This window comes from Exiguobacterium sp. s75, assembly GCF_018617145.1.
In the GTDB taxonomy this organism is placed as follows: Bacteria; Bacillota; Bacilli; order Exiguobacteriales; family Exiguobacteriaceae; genus Exiguobacterium; species Exiguobacterium profundum.
Map to the genome: position 1 here is coordinate 212,552 of NZ_JACSJQ010000001.1, position 21,171 is coordinate 233,722.

At 48.7% G+C, this 21,171-nt stretch carries 16 protein-coding genes and 1 other annotated feature; of the genes, 15 read left to right on the forward strand and 1 reads right to left on the reverse strand.

Annotated elements, in window-relative coordinates:
• Positions 1–463 precede the first annotated feature (463 nt).
• The 15 genes from KNO68_RS01110 to KNO68_RS01180 all read left to right on the forward strand — a co-directional run bounded on the left by KNO68_RS01110 (position 464) and on the right by KNO68_RS01180 (position 19,347).
• Complete coding sequence (locus tag KNO68_RS01110) at positions 464–1,369, forward strand: hypothetical protein (RefSeq protein WP_215111933.1); 906 nt, start codon at positions 464–466, stop codon at positions 1,367–1,369.
• Positions 1,370–1,458: 89 nt separating this feature from the next.
• The gene (gene tig, locus KNO68_RS01115; RefSeq protein WP_015881112.1) at positions 1,459–2,751 is read left to right on the forward strand and encodes a trigger factor; all 1,293 of its coding nucleotides are present in this window, start codon (positions 1,459–1,461) and stop codon (positions 2,749–2,751) included.
• A gap of 211 nt (positions 2,752–2,962) precedes the next feature.
• On the forward strand, positions 2,963–4,231 hold the full coding sequence (clpX, locus tag KNO68_RS01120; RefSeq protein ID WP_015881113.1) for an ATP-dependent protease ATP-binding subunit ClpX: 1,269 nt from the start codon (positions 2,963–2,965) through the stop codon (positions 4,229–4,231).
• 72 nt (positions 4,232–4,303) lie between these two features.
• Positions 4,304–6,604 (forward strand): endopeptidase La, encoded by a 2,301-nt coding sequence (gene lon, locus KNO68_RS01125; RefSeq protein WP_215111934.1) that lies wholly within the window; start codon positions 4,304–4,306, stop codon positions 6,602–6,604.
• Positions 6,605–7,198 (forward strand): ribosome biogenesis GTP-binding protein YihA/YsxC, encoded by a 594-nt coding sequence (gene yihA, locus KNO68_RS01130; RefSeq protein ID WP_078146534.1) that lies wholly within the window; start codon positions 6,605–6,607, stop codon positions 7,196–7,198.
• A 110-nt stretch (positions 7,199–7,308) separates the two neighbouring features.
• Entirely contained in the window at positions 7,309–8,478 is a 1,170-nt protein-coding gene (locus tag KNO68_RS01135) for an AI-2E family transporter (protein WP_078146535.1), read from the forward strand.
• Positions 8,479–8,662: 184 nt separating this feature from the next.
• The gene (hemA, locus tag KNO68_RS01140; RefSeq protein ID WP_215111935.1) at positions 8,663–10,009 is read left to right on the forward strand and encodes a glutamyl-tRNA reductase; all 1,347 of its coding nucleotides are present in this window, start codon (positions 8,663–8,665) and stop codon (positions 10,007–10,009) included.
• 52 nt (positions 10,010–10,061) lie between these two features.
• Positions 10,062–10,979 carry a hydroxymethylbilane synthase gene (hemC, locus tag KNO68_RS01145; RefSeq protein WP_215111936.1) on the forward strand — a complete coding sequence of 306 codons (918 nt, stop codon included), beginning with the start codon at positions 10,062–10,064 and terminating at the stop codon, positions 10,977–10,979.
• A gap of 25 nt (positions 10,980–11,004) precedes the next feature.
• Complete coding sequence (locus KNO68_RS01150) at positions 11,005–11,637, forward strand: uroporphyrinogen-III synthase (RefSeq protein ID WP_215111937.1); 633 nt, start codon at positions 11,005–11,007, stop codon at positions 11,635–11,637.
• Positions 11,634–12,614 (forward strand): porphobilinogen synthase, encoded by a 981-nt coding sequence (gene hemB, locus KNO68_RS01155; RefSeq protein WP_015881120.1) that lies wholly within the window; start codon positions 11,634–11,636, stop codon positions 12,612–12,614. The genes KNO68_RS01150 and hemB overlap by 4 nt, the downstream gene beginning before the upstream one ends.
• Complete coding sequence (gene hemL / locus KNO68_RS01160) at positions 12,611–13,915, forward strand: glutamate-1-semialdehyde 2,1-aminomutase (protein WP_215111938.1); 1,305 nt, start codon at positions 12,611–12,613, stop codon at positions 13,913–13,915. The genes hemB and hemL overlap by 4 nt, the downstream gene beginning before the upstream one ends.
• Positions 13,916–13,962: 47 nt before the next feature.
• Positions 13,963–14,184: a binding site (T-box leader), on the forward strand.
• 58 nt (positions 14,185–14,242) lie between these two features.
• Entirely contained in the window at positions 14,243–16,894 is a 2,652-nt protein-coding gene (locus tag KNO68_RS01165; protein ID WP_215111939.1) for a valine--tRNA ligase, read from the forward strand.
• Between the two features lie 94 nt (positions 16,895–16,988).
• Positions 16,989–17,744 (forward strand): hypothetical protein, encoded by a 756-nt coding sequence (locus KNO68_RS01170; protein ID WP_078146540.1) that lies wholly within the window; start codon positions 16,989–16,991, stop codon positions 17,742–17,744.
• Positions 17,745–18,126: 382 nt separating this feature from the next.
• Positions 18,127–18,387, forward strand: a complete 261-nt coding sequence (locus tag KNO68_RS15075) for a DUF5388 domain-containing protein (protein ID WP_215111940.1) — start codon at positions 18,127–18,129, stop codon at positions 18,385–18,387.
• 153 nt (positions 18,388–18,540) lie between these two features.
• Positions 18,541–19,347 carry a hypothetical protein gene (locus KNO68_RS01180; RefSeq protein WP_215111941.1) on the forward strand — a complete coding sequence of 269 codons (807 nt, stop codon included), beginning with the start codon at positions 18,541–18,543 and terminating at the stop codon, positions 19,345–19,347.
• Between the two features lie 1,328 nt (positions 19,348–20,675).
• Here KNO68_RS01180 and KNO68_RS01185 read toward each other — a convergent pair.
• Positions 20,676–21,131, reverse strand: a complete 456-nt coding sequence (locus KNO68_RS01185; protein WP_215111942.1) for an ASCH domain-containing protein — start codon at positions 21,129–21,131, stop codon at positions 20,676–20,678.
• Between the last annotated feature and the right edge of the window lie 40 nt (positions 21,132–21,171).

Here is a 21,171-nt window from a genome sequence, read left to right on the forward strand (position 1 = left end):
CAGGATAGAGCAACGGCCTTCAAGACAAATAGGAGCCTTTATAGGGAAACAGAAACCTATAAAGTGGACGACACTATATCGGTGAAGCCTTAACAGATGATGCTGATGGTAATACCGAGGAAACTCATTCCCGATTGGGTCGAGTTGATTCGAATGTCTATGCATGTAGAGGTAGAATCAATGGAGGAGCATCATGCTCGTGAGGTTCCGTAGAGACTACACGTGTCGCACCTGAAACGGTGAAGATATAGTCCAGACTACAAACAACACGATGTTGGTGACGAAAGTCATGGTGGTAAGCTAAGCCGTCGGTCGGGGGTTCGAATCCCTCTTGGGACGCTTCCATTAAAATAGAGACGCTCTCTACGGAGAACGTCTCTTTTTTCATTTTCCGGGAAATCGATTGACAAGGAATCGCGTCCTAACGGAAGATGAAGGGGAATGGAAGAGAGGGTGAGGGAAGATGGAGAAGGAAAAGGATCAGGACTATCCGTTCCCTGGGAATTGGGCGCGTCTGCATAAGATGATTCAGGAAGCAGATGTTTCTGGGGAACGACAGCGGATCGAACCGATTTTATGGGATTGGTATCAGACGATTCCAGGTGACCCGTTTATTTTCATGGAAATCTTCCAATGTGCAATGGAACGGCCGGACGACCCAGAGACACTCGAGAAGCTGCAGGAACTTGTCGGCATCCATATGTCCGAGGCGGAAGAACCGGCCTCAGGAGGGTTGCAGATTGCGCAGTATTACATCATGCGGGACCAACCGTTTGAAGCGGCGCACTGGATCAACCAGTATCTCGAATGGCAGGACAAGAAGGATACGGTCAACACACAAGCACATCAGGTGCTTCAAGTGTTGAAGATGACGGAGTTTCCGGCGGCAATTGCCAAATTGAAACGAACGCTGACACGAGGGAGTACGGGGGAACAGATTGAAGCATTACAACATGTTCACTTTCAAATCGACCCGGTGCTCGACAATGTGCTACATGAACTGCTCGTGTCGGAGCGTCCGAAGCTCGTCAAACTGATCGTGTTGGAAAAAGCGTTCGCCGAACTAGAAGTCATCGAATGGACGGATGGGGACGTTTCGAACAAGATGACACGAACAGAAGCAAAAGCGCAGATTGAAACATGGGAGAAGACCGTCTTTTCACTTCAAAAATCAGTTGAAGGCGATGAGATCGGGACCCAGCTGTTGATGAATTACATGTATACGCATTATCCGTATGTACCGGCCGAAGATGTGGAACAGGCGCTCGTACAGGCGAAACAAGCGATTTTACATGACGAATCAGTCGACGGTTTAGCTGCGGAGATTTTAGAGGCGGATCTTCGCTTTACACAGGCGTTATTAGACTAAATCCTTGTGTGCTTACCGAGGATTTATGCTATAATACGGATTGTTGTACATTTTTGTACGGTATAAACGAATTGTTGGAGGGACTTAGCATGACAGCAAAATGGGAAAAAACATCAGGTAGCCAAGGCGTACTCACGTACGAAGCTCCTGCAGAAGCTTTTGATAAAGCAGTTGACGCCGCATTTAAAACAGTCGTCAAAGACTTGAACGTGCCTGGCTTCCGTAAAGGTAAATTGCCACGCCCAATGTTCAACAAAATGTATGGAGAAGAAGCACTCTATCAAGATGCGCTCGACATTCTCTACCGCGACACAATCCAAGGTGCGGTTGAAGAAGCTGGTTTCGAACCAATCGCGCTCGAAAACATCGATGTAGACGGCACGCTCGAGAAAGGCAAACCAGTCGCTTTCAAAGTGACATTCGTGGTTGAGCCAGAAGCTGAGCTTGGCGAATACAAAGGTCTTGAGTACGAAGCTGTTTCTACAGAAGTGACAGAAGACGAAGTAACAGCAGAACTTGAAGCACTTCAACAGCAAGGCGCAGAACTCGCTGTTAAAGAAGGTGCAATCGAAAACGGCGATACAGCTGTATTTGATTTCGCAGGTTTCGCTGACGGTGAGCAGTTCGAAGGCGGCACAGCTGAGAACTACACACTCGAAATCGGTTCTGGTCAATTCATCCCGGGATTCGAAGAGCAAATGATCGGCATGACTGCTGGTGAAGAAAAAGACGTTGAAGTAACATTCCCTGAAGAGTACCACGCTGAAAACTTGGCGGGTAAACCAGCGACATTCAAAGTCAAACTTCACGAAGTCAAAACAAAACAAGTTCCTGAACTCGACGACGAGTTTGCAAAAGACATCGACGAGTCTGTTTCGACACTCGACGAGTTGAAAGCAAGCATCCGTGAGCGTTTAGAAGCTGGTAAGAAACAAGAAGCTGAAGGTACAATGCGCGACCAACTCGTAGAGCAGGCAACTGCTAACGCGACAATCGACGTACCGGAAGTTCTCGTTGAACAAGAAGTTGACCGCATGGTACAAGAGTTCGGTTCACGTGTATCTTCACAAGGAATCGACCTTAACATGTACTTCGAGCTCACTGGTACTTCTGAAGAAGCAATGCGCGAAGAGATGAAAGAGCAAGCTGAAGAGCGCGTAAAAGCTCGTCTCGTCTTGAAAGCAATCGCTGACAAAGAAGCAATCGAAGTATCTGACGAAGATGCTGAGAAAGAGCTTGAAGAAATGTCTAAACTTTACAACATCGCACCGGACCAACTCCGTACGATGCTCGCTCCGCAAGGCGGCCTTGAGACACTTAAAGGTGACCTCAAATTCCGTAAAGCGATCGACATCCTCGTTGAAAACGGTAAAGCGAAGTAAGCTGATATTCGAAGGGACGACTGCCTAGCGGTCGTCCTTTTTTCTGTCACAGCACATTGCATGTGTAATTCTTTGAAGTCGCAATATGTTCATGCTACAATTATTTCAACGCAGAGATGTAAAATGTCTTTTCGCGGTGCATCGCACCAGAAAATTCAAATCGCGATTTATCGCACTTACATCCATTTTCACCACAGAAGGGGTGTATCGAATGTTCAAATTTAACGAGGAAAAGGGGCAACTCAAGTGCTCGTTTTGCGGAAAATCGCAAGAACAAGTTCGTAAGTTAGTCGCTGGACCAGGTGTATACATTTGCGATGAGTGTATCGAACTTTGTAATGAAATCGTTGAGGAAGAGCTCGGTGTAGAGGAAGAAGTCGAATTCAAAGACATTCCAAAACCACAAGAGATTCGTAACATCCTAGACGATTATGTCATTGGTCAAGACCGCGCGAAACGTGCGCTTTCAGTCGCTGTCTATAACCACTATAAACGGATCAACGCCGGCGGCCGTTCGGATGATGTCGAACTTGCGAAGTCGAACATCGTCATGATCGGACCAACTGGTAGCGGGAAGACGCTTCTCGCTCAGACGATGGCTCGCGTCTTGAACGTCCCATTCGCAATCGCAGATGCGACGAGCTTGACGGAAGCAGGTTACGTCGGAGAAGACGTCGAGAATATCTTGCTCAAATTGATTCAATCGGCTGACTATGATGTCGAGAAGGCTGAAAAAGGGATCATCTACATCGATGAAATCGATAAGATTGCCCGTAAGTCTGAAAACCCATCGATTACGCGTGATGTATCCGGTGAAGGCGTTCAGCAGGCGCTCCTTAAAATTCTTGAAGGCACGACAGCAAGCGTACCGCCACAAGGTGGACGGAAGCATCCGCATCAAGAATTTATCCAAATCGACACAACAAACATTCTCTTCATTGTCGGTGGCGCATTCGCCGGCATCGAATCGGTCGTCAAACGCCGAATCGGGAAGAAAGTCATCGGTTTCGGAAACGATCAAGAGAATCGCGAGTTGACGCAAGAGGACTTGCTCGCCCGCGCACTCCCTGAAGACCTTCAAAAATTCGGCTTGATTCCTGAGTTCATCGGACGTTTGCCAGTCATGGCGACGCTCACGACACTCGATGAAGAAGCGCTCGTTGAAATCTTGACGAAGCCGAAAAATGCTCTCGTCCGTCAGTACGAGAAAATGCTCGAGCTTGACGATGTCGAATTGACGTTCACAGACGAAGCATTGATCGAAATCGCCAAACTTGCGATCAAACGTAAGACTGGCGCGCGCGGTCTCCGCTCGATTATCGAAGAAATGATGCTCGATGTGATGTTCACTGTCCCATCGCGTGACGATATCGAGAAAGTCATCATCACGGATGAAACGATTACGGGTCTTGCCGGTCCGAAATACGTCCTTCGTGACGGTACTGTCGAACAGACAGGGGACAACAAAGAGACAGCATAATTCTTTAACGAAGAAGGCTCAAACACTCGGCACATCCGAGTTTTGGGCCTTTTTGCACAGGAGGCGTTGTATATGGAAAAATTACCAATCCTTCCTTTGCGAGGAGTCGTCGTATATCCGCTCATCGGTGTGACCATCGATGTCGGACGCCCGTTATCCCTTCGGGCGCTCCTTGCCGCAAAGGAGCATGAAACAGATTTGATTGTCGTGACACAGAAAGAAACTGGGAACGAGTCTCCAGAACCGGAAGACTTGTACATGGTTGGAACGCGTGTCCACATTGCGAAGATGAGTGAACTGTCGAACGAGACGATTCGGGTTCGGATCGTCGGGAAAGAGCGCGTCCGTGTCGACTCGGTCGAATCGACAGATGAAGGATGGTTCGCCAACATCGAACCGGTCGAACTCATAGAAGGGGAAGAGGTCGAACGAACAGCACTCGTCCGTCTGTTGAAAGAACAGTTCGGAAAACTCGTCGCAAACATTAAGGGTATGTCGCCAGATGAGCGTCGCCGTTTCGAGATGTATGAGCGGCTTGAATCGCTCACGGACTATATCACGTCGAAACTCGATGTCGACGTCGAGCTTCGCCAAGCGATGCTCGAAGAGGCGGATGCCGTCAAGCGAGGACTTGAACTGCTTGAAATCATCGCACACGAGGTCGAAGTGATTGAGCTCGAGCAAGAGATGCGCGAGCGGACGAAGAAGTCGATTGAGCAGTCGCAGCGCGAGTATTACTTACGGGAACAGATGAAGACGATCCAGCAAGAACTCGGAGACCAGACGCAAGAGTCAGAACCGAACCGCCTTCGTGAGAAGCTAGAGGCGCTCGACTTGCCAGAGACGACGCGGAAGAACGTCATGCGTGAAGCGGAACGATTGAACGTCGTGCCGCAGACGTCTCCGGAGTATGCGGTCATCCGTAACTACCTCGACTGGGTCACTTCTCTTCCTTGGGGCATTGAGACGGAAGACAAGCTTGACGTGAAACATGCGGCAGACGTCCTCGACGATGACCATTACGGCTTAGAATCGGTAAAAGACCGTATCCTCGAGTATTTGGCCGTCCGCCAGTTGACGAACTCGCTTCGTGGACCAATCCTCTGTCTCGCCGGACCTCCAGGGGTCGGGAAGACGTCACTCGCTCGTTCGATCGCCTCGGCACTTGAACGTCACTTCGTTCGTGTCTCACTCGGTGGTGTGCGTGATGAGGCGGAAATCCGTGGGCACCGTCGTACGTATATCGGTGCGATGCCAGGACGGATCATTCGCGGATTGAAGCAAGCGGAAAGCAAAAATCCGGTCTTCTTGCTCGATGAGATCGACAAAATGGCTTCTGACTTCAGAGGGGACCCGGCGTCCGCGATGCTAGAAGTGCTCGACCCAGAACAAAACGTCTCCTTCTCGGACCACTACATCGAAGAACCGTTCGATTTGTCGAACGTTCTCTTTATCGCAACTGCGAATGATGTCTCACAAATCCCAGCACCGCTTCTTGACCGGATGGAATTGATTCAAATCGGTGGATACACGGAGCTTGAGAAAGTAGAGATCGCGAAGCGTCACTTGGTGCCGAAACAGTTGACAGAGCACGGATTGAAGAAGAGTCAGTTGACGATTAAAGAAGATGCGCTCTATGAAGTCGTCCGTCGTTACACACGTGAAGCCGGCGTCCGGAACTTAGAACGCGTCATCGGATCACTCTGCCGGAAAGCCGCGAAACAAATCGCCATCGGGGAGAAGAAACGGGTCACGATTTCGAAAAAGGCGATCATCACGTATCTCGGGAAGCCGAAGTATCGCTACGGAAAAGGGGAGACCGAGGACTCCATCGGTGCGGTGACAGGCCTTGCCTACACGGCGTTTGGTGGCGACACGCTCACAATCGAAGTGGCGCTCGCTCCAGGGAAAGGCAAACTTCAGTTGACGGGTAAACTTGGTGATGTGATGCAGGAGTCGGCACAAACAGCATATAGCTATGTCCGTGCAAACGCAGAGCGGTTCGGGATTGACCCGACGTTCTATGAGCGACAAGACATTCACATTCACGTGCCAGAGGGTGCCGTGCCAAAAGACGGACCGTCGGCCGGCATCACGATCGCGACAGCCTTGATTTCCGCATTGACCGGGAAGAAAGTCCATCGCGACGTCGGGATGACAGGTGAGATCACACTCCGTGGACGTGTTTTGCCGATCGGCGGATTGAAAGAAAAAGCGCTCGCTGCTCATCGGGCCGGGTTGACGACCATCGTCATTCCGAAAGATAATGAGCGAGACATCGATGATATTCAAGAGACGGTTCGTGAGAAATTGACGTTCGTTCCCGTGACGACACTCGATGAAGTACTAGATGTAGCATTTGGAGGAAATTAAATGAAGATCAACAAAGCAGAGTTTGTGACGAGTGCCGTCGCGCCAGACCATTACCCGGTCCATGACTTGCCGGAAGTGGCACTTGCCGGGCGGTCGAACGTCGGGAAATCGTCGTTCATCAATAAGATTTGCCAACGGAAGGCGCTCGCACGGACGTCTTCGAAACCAGGGAAGACACAGACCCTCAACTTCTTCAACATCAATGATGAGATCATGTTCGTTGACGTTCCGGGATACGGATATGCGAAAGTCTCGAAGACGGAACGTGAGAAGTGGGGCGTCATGATGGAACAGTATTTGACGAGTCAAGAGGCGCTTCGCGGCGTCGTCTTACTCGTCGATATCCGTCATGATCCGACGGGTGACGATGTGACGATGTACAACTTTTTGAAACATTATGAGATTCCGGTCATCGTTGTGGCGACGAAACTCGATAAAATCAAGAAGAGTCAGCGTCAAAAACATGAGGCGGCGGTGAAACGCAAGCTTCAATTCGATCCATCTGACCGTTTTGTCGCCTTCTCAGCCGAGACGGCAGAAGGAAAAGACGAGGCATGGAAAGCGATTTACGCACTCATCACTGAAGGCGAATAAGGAGAAGGCGAAGGGATTCCTTCGCCTTTTTGTTTTTGTCAGCCCGCAAGCGGGTAATTATCGTATAATCATAGTTAGTACATAGTCATCATTGTAAACGAGGTGGAGAAATGCAACGCATGTTTGAAAACAAATGGTATCGCGCCCTCTTTTGGACGCTGACCATCTTTTTAGTCATTTGGGTCGGGACACAGATCTCATTCGTGTTTGAACCGATTCAAGTCATCTTGGCACTCGTCACGGTTCCGCTTATTGTGGCCGGACTCTTCTTTTATTTTCTGGTCGGGATTGTCGATTTCTTAGAGAAACGCTTAAAAGGGAAGAGAACGCTAGCTGTAGCCATCACACTGATCGGACTCGTGCTTATTTTTACACTTGTCTTCAGTATTCTCGGACCGGTTTTAGGCGAACAAATCACGTCGCTCGTCAACTCTATGCCGAGTATCGCAAAAGAACTTCAGAAACAGGCGTTCGCTGTCCGTGACACGTTGCTTCAAAATGAGTTCTTTGCACGCTTCATGGCAGAAAATGACGAGATGTTCCGTAACTTGACGACGAACATCACGTCGTACTTAGGTGATCTGTTCGGAAATATCGCCTCGTCATTTGGGCAAGTCGTTGGTTTCGTGACGTCAGCGGTTATCACGATTGTCGTCATCCCGTTCATGCTCCTTTACATGTTACTCGACGGGAAACGTTTACCAGACGCTATCGTCAAACTCTTACCCTCGAGCTATGAGAAAGAGACGCGTCACATCTTGCATGACATGCACGAGACGGTGCGGAGCTACGTCAACGCTCAGTTGCTCGTCGCATTCTTCGTTGGAATCACGTCACTGATCGGTCTATGGATCGTCGGTGTAGATTATGCCATCTTGCTCGCACTCTTCATGATGGTAACAAATATCATCCCTTACGTTGGACCGTTCCTAGGGGCTGCACCGGCAGTGGTCGTGGCATTCATTCAAGATCCAATCAAGGTATTATGGGTCATCGTTGTCATCATCGTCGTGCAACAAATTGAGTCGAACGTCATCTCGCCACTCATTCAAGGGAAGTCGTTAAAAGTACACCCGCTCACGATCATCATCGTCTTGCTCGTGGCAGGAAATTTGGCCGGTATCATCGGAATGCTCATCGCTGTACCGTTTTATGCGGTCGCCAAAACGGTTGTCCAGAATATCGTTCGCATCTATAAATTACGGGAACGGGAGCATTATTTAGACAAAGAGGAGCCCGAGAGTTCGATCATCACGGACCCGAACTCGCCAAATCCATAAGAAAAAAGGGTAGGAATGGAGTTTCGCCATTTCTACTTCTTTTTGTCACAAAAAGTTCTTATTTTATTTCAGGAAAATCAAACAGAAGATTATAGTTACCAGATAAGAACTGTTATAATGTACGGTAGAGATTGAAAAAAGAAAAGACAACCGTCGGTGGAATTTAGATGAGGGGAAGAGATACATGTATATTGTCGTCGTTGGACTAAATAACAAGACAGCCCCTGTCGCGATTCGGGAGCAATTCTCGTTTGGGGAGCAAGAAATCGTGGATGCGATGATTGCACTTCGCGAAGAGAAGAGCATTTTCGAGTCGGTTATTTTGTCTACGTGTAACCGGACGGAGCTGTACGTCGTGACAGATCAACTCCATACTGGACGTTATTACACGAAACGTTTCTTGGCGAACTGGTTCAACCTAGAGATGGAGCAGTTCACACCATACTTGTCGATTCGAGAAGGGGAAGAGGCGATTCGCCACTTGTTCCGTGTCACGTCGGGCCTCGACTCGATGATCATCGGAGAAACACAAATTTTAGGTCAAGTGAAGACGAGTTTCTTCCGTGCCCAGGAGCATGGAACGACAGGAACGGTCTTCAACAAATTATTCAAAGAAGCGGTTACACTCGCCAAGCGCGCCCATACGGACACGCAAATTGGGGAAATGTCTGTATCGGTCAGTTCGGCTGCCGTGACGCTCGCACAAGAGATGTATCAACAGCTTGAAGACAAACAAGTCGTCGTCGTCGGAGCCGGTGAGACGGGTGAATTGACGACACTCAACTTATTTGAAGCTGGTGCGAAACAAATCGCTGTCTTCAACCGGACGGAGAGCAAAGCAAAAGCTGTAGCGGATAAGTTCAAAGGCCGTGCCCATTCGATTCGTGAGATCGCATGTGGATTACTTGATGCAGATATTTTGATTAGTTCGACCGGGGCGAAGGATGCCGTTATTGGATACGACGATGTAGCGGCTGCGCAGTTGCTGCGCCGCGAACGTCCGCTTCTTCTCATTGACATCGCTGTGCCGCGAGATATCGATCCAGCGGTCGCGACACTTCCGGGTGTGCATTTGTTCGATGTCGATGATTTGAATGGAATCGTAAACAAAAATCTTGAAGCGCGTCTCGTCGAGGCTGAAAAGATTGAAATGAAAATCGATGAAGCGATTCAAGAGTTCCAAACATGGCTCATCACGCTTGGTGTCGTGCCAATCATGAACGAGTTGCGTGCTCGTGCCCTTGATATTCAAGAAGATACGATGACGAGTCTTGAGCGTAAGCTCGACCATTTGTCAGCACGAGACAAGAAAGTCATCGGGAAGCACATGAAGTCGATCATCAATCAAATGCTTCGTGACCCGATTGACTACATTAAAGATGCAGCGGCTCAACCGGACGCGAACGTTCGAATCGCTCAATTCATCGAGACGTTCGGACTTGATGTCGAGTTGCCGGAACAACCTGTAGACGAAGTGGAAGAAACAGATGCCACTTCTGCCAAAGCACCACTTCGCGCATTGATGCGCTAACAAGACAAAAAGGCGACGCGTGTCGCCTTTTTCTATGAAGGAGAGATTGAACATGCGGAAAATCATTGTCGGCTCACGCCGTTCCCAACTCGCCATGACTCAAACAAAATGGGTCATCGAGCAGTTGAAGCAAGCTGGAGCAAAGAACGAGTTCGAGATTAAAGAAATCGTGACGAAAGGTGACCAAATCGTCGACGTGCAATTGTCGAAAGTCGGTGGGAAAGGGTTGTTCGTCAAAGAGATTCAACAACAGATGCTCGATGGGGACATCGATTTCGCCGTACACAGCATGAAAGACGTTCCGGCCGAACTACCAGAAGAACTCTATATTAGCTGCATGCCGAAACGTGTCGATGCGCGTGACGTCCTCATCTGTGAGAACGGCTACACGTTCGAGACGCTTCCAAAAGGTTCGATTGTCGGAACGAGCTCACTCCGTCGTGGTGCTCAAATCTTGGCAGCCCGTCCTGACCTTGAGATTCAATGGATTCGTGGAAACATCGACACGCGTCTGAAGAAGTTAGACGCCGAGAACTACAATGCCATCTTGCTCGCGAAAGCCGGACTTGAACGGATGGGGTGGACAGATCGTGTCGACTTCGAAGCGCTTGACCCGGACGTCATGGTACCTGCTGTCGGACAAGGCGTACTCGCCATCGAGAGCCGCAAGGACGACGCAGAAGTGACGGCAGTGCTTCAATTGTTGCATGATGAAGTGACAGCGAAAGCGGCTACAGCGGAGCGTACTTTCTTAAAAGCGATTGAAGGAAATTGTCACGTACCGGTCGGCGGTTATGCGACGGTCGACGGTGACGATGTGACACTGACAGGTCTCATCGCGTCAGTGGACGGGAAAGAAGTGCTCCGTGTGACGAAAACGTCAACGGACGGAATCGCACTCGGAATGGACGTAGCAGAAGAATTGCTCGGTCGTGGCGGGCGTGAAATCCTCGCCTCGGTCAATGAGTGACGTTTGGTACACGGGGACGAAACGAATGACCGCTTCGCAACGGGCACGGCTCGAGGCGAGCGGTCTTTCCGTTCATCATGTCCCGCTCATTCAGACGAGAGAGACGCATACACCGCCACCCGTGGAACGATTCGATTGGCTCGTCGTCACGAGTCAAAACGCGGTGCAAGCCCTTCGGAATCTGACGCGTGACGTCAAGGTCGCCGCTGTCGGGGAGAAGACGAAGCGGGCGCTTGAAGCGGAGGGCTTTACCGTCTCGCTCATGCCGGAGACGTATACGGGTGAGGCGCTTTTTGAGCAGTTATCTGACGTTGTTTCGACCGATGATGTCGTCTTGTTTGCACGTGGCAATTTGGCGAACACGTCCCATATGTCGATGTTGCCTCATGTACAGGACTGGGTCGTCTATGAGACGATTCCAATCCGATTGACCTCGGACCAACAACAACAACTCGAGACGGTGAAGGCGTTACTCGTCTTGAGTCCGTCGGCCGTCGATGCACTCACACCACACTTGTCCCACTTCAACGGGACGTGGTACGCCATTGGCGAAGTGACCGAACGCGCGGTCCGACAAGTGTCGACGTTACCGGTACGAGTTCCAGAATGTTATACTATGGATGCATTAATACAGTGTGTAGGGGAGGATTTTTCATGAACCAGTTTGACCGTCACCGTCGTCTTCGCTCATCGAAGTCGATGCGTGCCCTCGTACGTGAAAATCATGTTCGAAAAGAAGATTTGATTTACCCGCTCTTCATCATTGAAGGGACTAACATTAAACGTGAAGTCAGCTCGATGCCTGGCGTCTTCAATTATTCACTTGACCGACTCGAAGAAGAGATCAAAGAAATCGTCGACCTCGGTCTCCAATCTGTTCTCTTGTTCGGCGTGCCGGAACATAAAGACCCAGAAGGTAGTGAAGCGTATCATGACCACGGTATCGTCCAAGAGGCGATCCGTAAAGTGAAGGAGTGGGCGCCACAGCTCACGGTCATCGCCGATACGTGCCTCTGTGAATACACGTCGACAGGTCACTGTGGTCTCGTGAAGGATGGGGACGTCGATAACGACGCATCGCTACCCCTTCACGTCCAAACGGCGATCACGCAAGCACAGGCGGGTGCCGATATCATCGCACCGAGCTCGATGATGGACGGATTCGTCGCAGCTATCCGCGAAGGTCTCGACCAGAACGGATTTAGCCACATTCCAATCATGAGCTACGGCGTCAAATATGCATCAGCCTATTACGGACCGTTTCGTGACGCAGCCCAATCAGCTCCTGGAGAAGGCGACCGTAAAGGGTATCAGATGGACCCGGCGAACCGTCGCGAGGCGTTCCGCGAGTCACAATCGGATGTGGAACAAGGTGCCGACTTCATGATCGTCAAACCGGCTCTCGCGTTCATGGATATCATCCGTGACATGCGCGACTCACTCGATATGCCGATCGTGGCGTATAACGTGAGCGGAGAGTATGCGATGATCAAAGCCGCGTCACTCAACGACTGGGTCGACGAAGAACGCATCGTCATGGAGACGATGGTCGGATTCAAACGTGCCGGCGCCGATCTCATCGTCACGTATTTCGCAAAAGACGTCTGTCGCTATTTGGAAGGAGACTACGCATGACATACAACCAAACACGTTCACAAGAAGCGTTCGAACAAGCCCGCCCGCTCATGCCAGGCGGTGTCAACAGCCCGGTCCGTGCCTACAAATCGGTCGGCATGACGCCAATCTTCGCCGAACGCGGTGAAGGCTCACGCGTCTATGACATCGACGGCAACGAATATATCGATTACGTCCTCTCATGGGGACCACTCATCCTCGGTCACCGTGATCCGGTCGTCACGAAAGCGATCCAAGAACAAGCTGGAAAAGGCTGGACGTTCGGGACGCCGACCGAGCTTGAAACGAAGATGGCAGAACTCGTCATCGACCGTGTCCCATCGATCGAGATGGTCCGCATGGTCAACTCGGGAACGGAAGCGACGATGGCGGCACTTCGCCTCGCACGCGGCTATACCGGGAAGACAAAGATTTTGAAATTCGAAGGATGTTACCACGGACACGGTGACTCGCTTCTCATCAAAGCCGGGTCTGGCGTCGCGACGCTCGGTCTTCCAGACTCACCAGGTGTACCGAAAGAGCTTGCGAGCCATACGCTCACGGTTCCTTATAATGACTTGGACGCAGTCCGCGTCGCCTTTGAAAAATACGGTGATGATCTCGCTGGCGTTATCGTCGAACCAGCAGCAGGAAACATGGGCTTCGTGCCACCACAACCAGGGTTCCTCGAAGGACTTCGTGAGATCACGGAACAAAACGGTGCGCTCCTCATCTTTGATGAGGTCATGACGGGCTTCCGTGTCGGGTACAACTGTGCACAAGGGTATTTCGGTGTCACACCAGACCTCACGTGTCTCGGTAAGGTCATCGGCGGCGGACTTCCGGTCGGCGCTTACGGTGGGAAACGTGAAATCATGGAACAGATTGCACCACAAGGTCCAATCTATCAAGCTGGGACGCTCTCGGGTAACCCACTTGCGATGATTGCCGGTTACACGACACTCTCGCAACTCAAACCGGAGCACTACGCCGAGTTCGAGCGTAAAGCAGACCGTCTCGCGGAAGGCTTCACGCAAGCAGGCGAGAAATACAACATCCCACACGACACGAACCGCGCTGGCTCGATGTTCGGTTTCTTCTTCACGAACGAGAAAGTGACGAACTTCGAGAAAGCGAAGTCGGCAAACCTCGAGATGTTCCGTTCGTACTATCAGAAGATGGCGGCGCGCGGCGTCTTCTTGCCACCGTCACAGTTCGAAGGATTGTTCCTCTCGACGGCTCATACGGACGAGGATATCGAGAAGACGATCGCAGCGGTCGAGGCGACGTTCAAGGAGCTTCAAGAAGAGTTTTCACTCTAATCTTGACTGCTGACGTTTCTGTCGCTACAATTATTTAACAGATACGATGAAAAGCATTGATGAGGAGTAGTACGCATCCTCCATTCCTTTTAGAGACGCGACCGCTTGGTGAAAGGTTGCGAGGGATGGACGCGGAAGTCGCCTCGGAGCTAACTTTCTGAATGGAGTAAGAAAGTTCGGTCCATCGACCGTTATTCGATTTTGAGGGCGCCACTTGTTGGCGAACTAAGGTGGTACCGCGGAAGATCACGGCTTCTTTCGTCCTTAGCGTATAGGACGAGAGAAGCCGTTTTTGTGTTCACCAATAACATAGAGGAGGCGCCACACATGGCCCATGAGACAAATGAAATCACCATGCCGACGAAGTACGACCCAAGTGCGACGGAGTCAAAATGGTACGACTACTGGTTAGAGAACGATGTATTTAAAGCAGACGAGGACGATTCGAAACAACCGTACACGATTGTCATCCCACCACCGAACGTTACCGGGAAACTTCACCTCGGTCACGCCTGGGACACGACGCTCCAAGATTTGTTGACACGCCTCAAGCGTATGCAAGGCTATGACGTGCTCTGGCTCCCAGGGATGGACCACGCTGGGATTGCGACACAAGCGAAAGTCGAGCAAAAGCTCCGTGAAGAAGGCGTGATGCGTTACGACCTCGGACGTGAAAAGTTCCTCGAGAAGACGTGGGAATGGAAAGACGAGTATGCGAAGACGATTCGCGACCAATGGTCAAAACTTGGTCTCGGTCTCGATTACTCGCGTGAGCGCTTCACACTCGACGAAGGGCTCTCAAAAGCCGTTCAAGAAGTATTCGTCCGTCTTTACGAAAAGGGATTGATTTACCGTGGCGAATACATCGTCAACTGGGACCCGGCTCAAAAGACGGCCGTTTCAGATATCGAGGTCATCTATCAAGAAGTCGAGGGTGCGTTCTATCACATGAAGTATCCCCTCGCTGACGGTTCAGGTCATATCGAAATCGCGACGACACGTCCTGAGACGATGCTCGGTGATACGGCGGTTGCCGTCAACCCGAAAGATGAGCGTTACACACACCTCATCGGCAAGACGATCATGCTTCCAGTCATGAACCGCGAGATTCCAATCGTTGCAGACGACTATGTCGACATGGAGTTCGGTACAGGTTGCGTGAAGATCACGCCAGCACACGACCCGAACGACTTTGAAATCGGAAACCGCCACGAGCTTCCACGCATCCTCGTCATGGATGAAGGCGGGAAGATGAACGAGAACGCAGGCAAGTACGAAGGGCTCGACCGCTTCGAATGCCGCAAGCAACTCGTGAAAGACCTTGAGACGGACGGTACACTCGTGAAGATTGAGCCACATACGCACTCGGTTGGTCACTCAGAGCGTTCAGGCGCAGTCATCGAGCCATACCTTTCGAAACAATGGTTTGTTAACATGGAGCCACTCGCGAAAGCGGCACTCGAAGCACAAGGGAACGACGACACGAAAGTCAACTTCGTTCCAGAACGTTTCGAAGGCACATACCTCCGTTGGATGGAGAACATCCGCGACTGGTGTATCAGCCGTCAACTTTGGTGGGGCCACCGCATCCCGGCTTGGTACCATAACGAGACAGGTGAAGTATATGTAGGGAAAGAGGCGCCAGCGGACAGTGAGAACTGGACACAAGACGAAGACGTCCTCGACACATGGTTCTCGTCAGCACTTTGGCCGTTCTCAACGATGGGCTGGCCGGATGCGGACGCACCGGACTTCAACCGTTACTTCCCGACGAGCGCGCTCGTCACAGGATACGACATCATCTTCTTCTGGGTATCACGGATGATCTTCCAATCACTCGAGTTCACAGGGAAGCAACCGTTCAATGACGTCCTCATCCACGGTCTCATCCGTGACTCGGAAGGACGCAAGATGTCGAAATCACTCGGTAACGGCGTTGACCCGATGGAAGTCATCGACCAGTATGGAGCGGATTCACTCCGTTGGTTCCTCCTCACAGGTTCGACACCAGGGAACGACCTTCGTTTCTATTGGGAGAAGATCGAGTCGACATGGAACTTCGCGAACAAGATTTGGAACGCAAGTCGTTTCGCACTCATGAACATGGATGGACTCAAAGTCGAAGACATCGACCTCACGGGTGAGAAGACGCTTGCTGACAAGTGGATTTTGACACGCTTGAACGACACAATCGATCAAGTGACACGTCTCGTCGACAAATACGAGTTCGGTGAAGCCGGTCGTTACTTGTACAACTTCATTTGGGAAGAGTTCTGTAACTGGTACATCGAGATGGCGAAACTCACGTTGTACGGTGAGGACGAAGCAGCGAAGCACACGACCCGTTCGGTCCTCGCGCATACGCTCGATTCGATCATGCGTCTCATGCACCCGTTCATGCCGTTCCTTACAGAAGAAATTTGGCAACACTTGCCGCACGAAGGCGATTCAATCGTTCGTGCAAGCTACCCGACGCGTTGTGACGACCTTCACTTCGCCGATTCGGTTCCAGCGTTTGAAGCTGTGATGAACGTCATCCGCTCGGTTCGTAACATCCGTGCCGAAGTGAACGCACCGATGTCGAAACCGATCCAGCTCTTCATCTCGACGAGCGACGATGCGACACAAGGGTACTTGAGCGCGAATGAAATGACAATCGGTAAGTTCACGAACGCGACAGAGCTTGAAATCGGACGTGGCCTCACGGCTCCGGACAAGTCGATGTCAGCAATCATGACGGGAGCGGAGCTCTTCATCCCACTCGCAGACCTCATCAACTTCGAAGAAGAAATCGCCCGTCTTGAAAAAGAAGTGGCGAAGTATGAGAAAGAAGTCGAGCGCGTACAGAAGAAACTCGGAAACCAAGGCTTCATCGCCAAGGCGCCGGCTCACGTCATCGACGAAGAGAAAGCAAAAGAAAAAGATTACCTCGACAAGCGTGACGCGGTCCGCGCCCGTTTGGAAGAGTTGCGTAAGTAAGATATACACCTTCTTTGGAGATTGATTCTCTGAAGAAGGTTTTTTTGTGTTTTGGTAGAATTTGAAGAGATAGGCGTAGAAAAGGGGATATGAGATGAGACGAATCGGAATAGTATGTGTTCTTATGTTGGGACTGGCTGGATGTACACCGTCAGAAGAGACGAAGGCTGTGGAGAAGGCGGGTGTGGAAGAGGTAGAACAGGAGGGAGTGATCGATGAATCGCAATTCCCCGACGTAGACGTGACGGGGACGACGATTGCCGAAGTACAACCAGGCACGGAACGGGTCTCAGACGCGGTCGTGGAACAAATCACCCTTCAATATGAAGATGGCTCGACAAGACACTTGTCGAAGGATCACATTATAACGGAGACGATGGTCGGGGGGATCGGTTTAGTTGCGATGACCGTCCCTGACCGTGAGAACCCGTTTGGCGTATTCATCCATGATGAAAGAAATGGATGGGCGCAGCGTGGCATGCAACGTTTTGGGATTCCAGAGACATCATCAGCGTTCGCTCATGGATTAGATCTTCCTAATAAAGAGATGGAGGCCATCAGCGCTGATTATTCAGGTAGCGATTGGCCGGTGAAGCTTTGGACGTTATATGATGAGACACGCCTCATCAGTATCATTGCGACGGATTCTTTCACTGAAGTAGAAGGGGAGATGTCGGAACAGCCAGAACCGTATGTATTGGAGCAATCATACGGGAACGGTTTATACTATTTAACCCAAGGCAAACTGATTATCGTGACAGGAAATATCTCGGAAGAAGAGTTGTTGGCACTCGCTGATTCGTTACCGGAGCCTTCGTCTGTATCGTTTCCTTTTCGGGATTCAGAATAATATTAAGACCCGAGCGTCAAGAGCGACGTTCGGGTCGTTTGTTGAAAAGCCACAAGGCGATGACTCCAATCGTCAATAGCATTGAAATCTAAGTGTAGAGCGGGGTCGTAAAACCGATTCGAAACAGGTGGACGATATATGTAAAATATAGAACTCCAACCACTGACGAAAGTATGTTATAGAAGAATTTCATACCTCGTCTTCCTCACTCCAAAACGGCAAGCGACCTGTTGTGACGTAGAACGAAGAAGTGAAGAGTGCACCGATTGCCACACCGGTCAAATGTGGCTGAATTGGTTGATCGACTAAAGTTAGATAAAGATACCCTAAAGGTGAAGCGCCTCAATAAAAATATAAGGCTGAGGTATCGGAATATCAAACAGTGGGATCGAAAACCACGTCTCAGAAAGAAACCTCAAATAAACGGGTAGCTAAGAACTCGGTCAATATAGGATCAAGCACTGTTCGTGTATCAAACCTTACAAAAAATAAATTATCAGCGTTAGTGACGATGGGCAAAGCAGATTCAGCAGATGCGATCATTTCAACGATGATTGACGAGTATCTTGAATTACTCTCTTCAAATGAAAGGAAAGAATACGAGATGATTCGAGATGTTTTGATGATGAAGCAAAAGAAATAGAAAGAGTGAGCAATGTGTATTTTGACATTGCTCACTCTTTCTATTATTTTTAAAAAAAAGTAAATTCACGTTGAAATAATATTGTCTATTAATCCTTTTTTTGGTACTTTGTCCTTTGTTGGATAATATTAAATATCTTTAGGGGGAACCGTTTTGAAAAAATCATTTCTAGGCAAAGTATCATTGGTTACAGCTGTAGTATTCGTTTTAAGCTCAATCCCAACACAGGATAGCAAAGCACAAGAGCAAGAAAATCAATTTACATTAGATAATGTCTTGGTTTCTACTTCTGCACTCCATTCATTCGAAGAAGTAGAGCTGAGTGAAGAAGTTTTATCAGATGATTTTGATTTAGAAGAGGCTGTAGAAAATATTCCATCTGTTGATGAAATGAGTCCAGAGCAAAGACAGTTGTTTGATGCTTTAATAGAAGAACAAATTACTATATATGGATTTGATAACATGGAGGAAGATAAGGCCTTTGCTGAAGTATTAACTGACTTCTTTGATAAGAGTTCTGGCATTTACAATGACTTACCTGTAGCCCAAGAACAATTAGAAGAAAATATTGAGGAAATTCAGAATGAAGAGGAAAAAGAGTTTGTAATAAAAGATACAATTATTGATGCATTTAGCACTCAAGAAGCAAACGCATTTCAAGCAAGAGTTAGTGTTAAATTTGCAGCAGCTACTTTTAATACGCTCTTTGGTATGGCTGTGGGAGGGGTAGCTGGAGGCGTATCCCAATTTATTATCAAGAAGGGAAAAAAAGAAGCACAACGAATATTTACTAAAACAGTGGTAAGTAGGTTGAAAGCTTGGGGAGCACCGAAATTAGCAGTCGCGGTAGGAGCAGGGTCAGCATGGGCGATGAACTATATGGATTTAGGTACTGGATTAGCTAAGTGGATTGATGCTAGAGATAGTAAGCCTAAAAATGACTATATTGAATTGAAATAATATTAAAGGAATGGTAGTTAGTGAAAACGTTTGTTAAATATTTAGTTATTATCGTCTTATCAATAGTGTTGTTATATATATATAATGAAATCGTGCCGAAAAACTTACTTACTTTTATTTTAGGTCTCCCAATCTTTATAGGAATTATCGTTTGGATTGGGAGTCTTTTTGACAAAAATAAAAAAGAGGAATAATTAGAATCAAGTGCACCAAAAACTATTTATCAACTTTAAAAAAATTCTGACACATCATGAATTGCTCCTCATTAAGTAGATAGAGCAATAAATAAAAATTAGACTAAACGGCTTGAGTCCTGTATTTAACAGAACTTAAGTCGTTTAGTTGTTTCTAGAGACGATCTGTTTGTATATGTAGGTCGTGATGGCTGGTGTGGGTTCGTTACAAACCTGGAACTAAAGCACATAGTATATTGCGAATTTCAGGGTACCTCAAAACCGACGATCTTTATAGGTCCTCGAACCAGCTCCTGTACATAGCCCAGCAATTGCTGGGGTCATCGTCCGGAAGACGAACCCAGTGTGTTGGATTCTCAGAAGCCGTAGGCGACAATCGAATCGTCATACTCTCACCAAGATACCAGGTCCATATTAGAACTCCATGACGTAAATACACCATTTCTCATTCAGTCGTGAGAGGCTAAATTCTCGGTTTATCAGGTTCTTGGTCAGTGCTACGGGAACGACTTTTTGTAACACTTTCGCTTCTGATGGATGACTGAAGAAATCTCAAGGAACCATATGAAACGATAGATACGCTTCTTATTGAATGCGTTAGTCCATATTGGTATCGTCCTATGGTTGACTGTCATGATAATTCGTCGATAGTCGTAGGTTCTGTTCACCTGTGCAATCTCACAAAGGATCGCGATCAAGATTGTGTTGCTTGTCGACAACCTCTCGTTGATCAGTTCCTATTCTTGCTTCGTCCTTGCTGAATGTTCAGAGCCACATTGATCTAACTAAGTAATTTTTTGAAAACGGTACATAAGTATACAAATCTACATGTATACATTGCTCCTTATGAGCTTAAACCCGAAAAAAGCTGTTGTTAAAGCGGTTTCTTTTATGAAAAACATAGGATTATGAAGATCTTTACAGTAAGAAAAACGGCATGAAAAATCTGGTAACCTGGCCGTTATCAGATTCCAATCATCTAACTTAGTAGTCAGAATATGTATTTAACAACTCTTCATCTTAAACCAGCTATTATGAATCGATTTGCAGAAACAGAGAAACCCGAACGTCGAGAGTGACGCTCGGGTCTTTATCAAAAATTTATTCTTCACTCGATGTCATCTTCCCGTTCAATCACTCTTTCGCATTGAATCGATCCACTACTGTAAATCGTTCACAGACAATGTTCATATTTGGTGCAAACGACAATTGATACGAATAAAGTAACTCACTAAAGAATCGCTCATGGATGTCCCACCATTCGATGTATGTTCCTTCACCTTCGGCTAATGCAAACGCTTCGGATACCTCATTCATCGCCTGAATCGTAACTTCAGTCGTTTGAATGATGGCAACTGGTCGATCCGCTGCATTGAGAACGATTGCGTACTGCCCGACGTAAGGGAGTGGTTCATTCTCAATCTCATAAAGTATATGTGCGGAACATGTTGCGGTTTTCTTTCCAGAGACGACCAGTTCGGCTAGCGTATTGGCATCATCTCCGAATTGAAACGCTTCGACATCAGTCGGCGGATGCTCTTCACTATCTTTCCAATATTGATTCCAATAAGCGAGTGTCATTTCATTCATCATGATCATTTCCTTTCGAATTAAGAGCACTCCATATTAC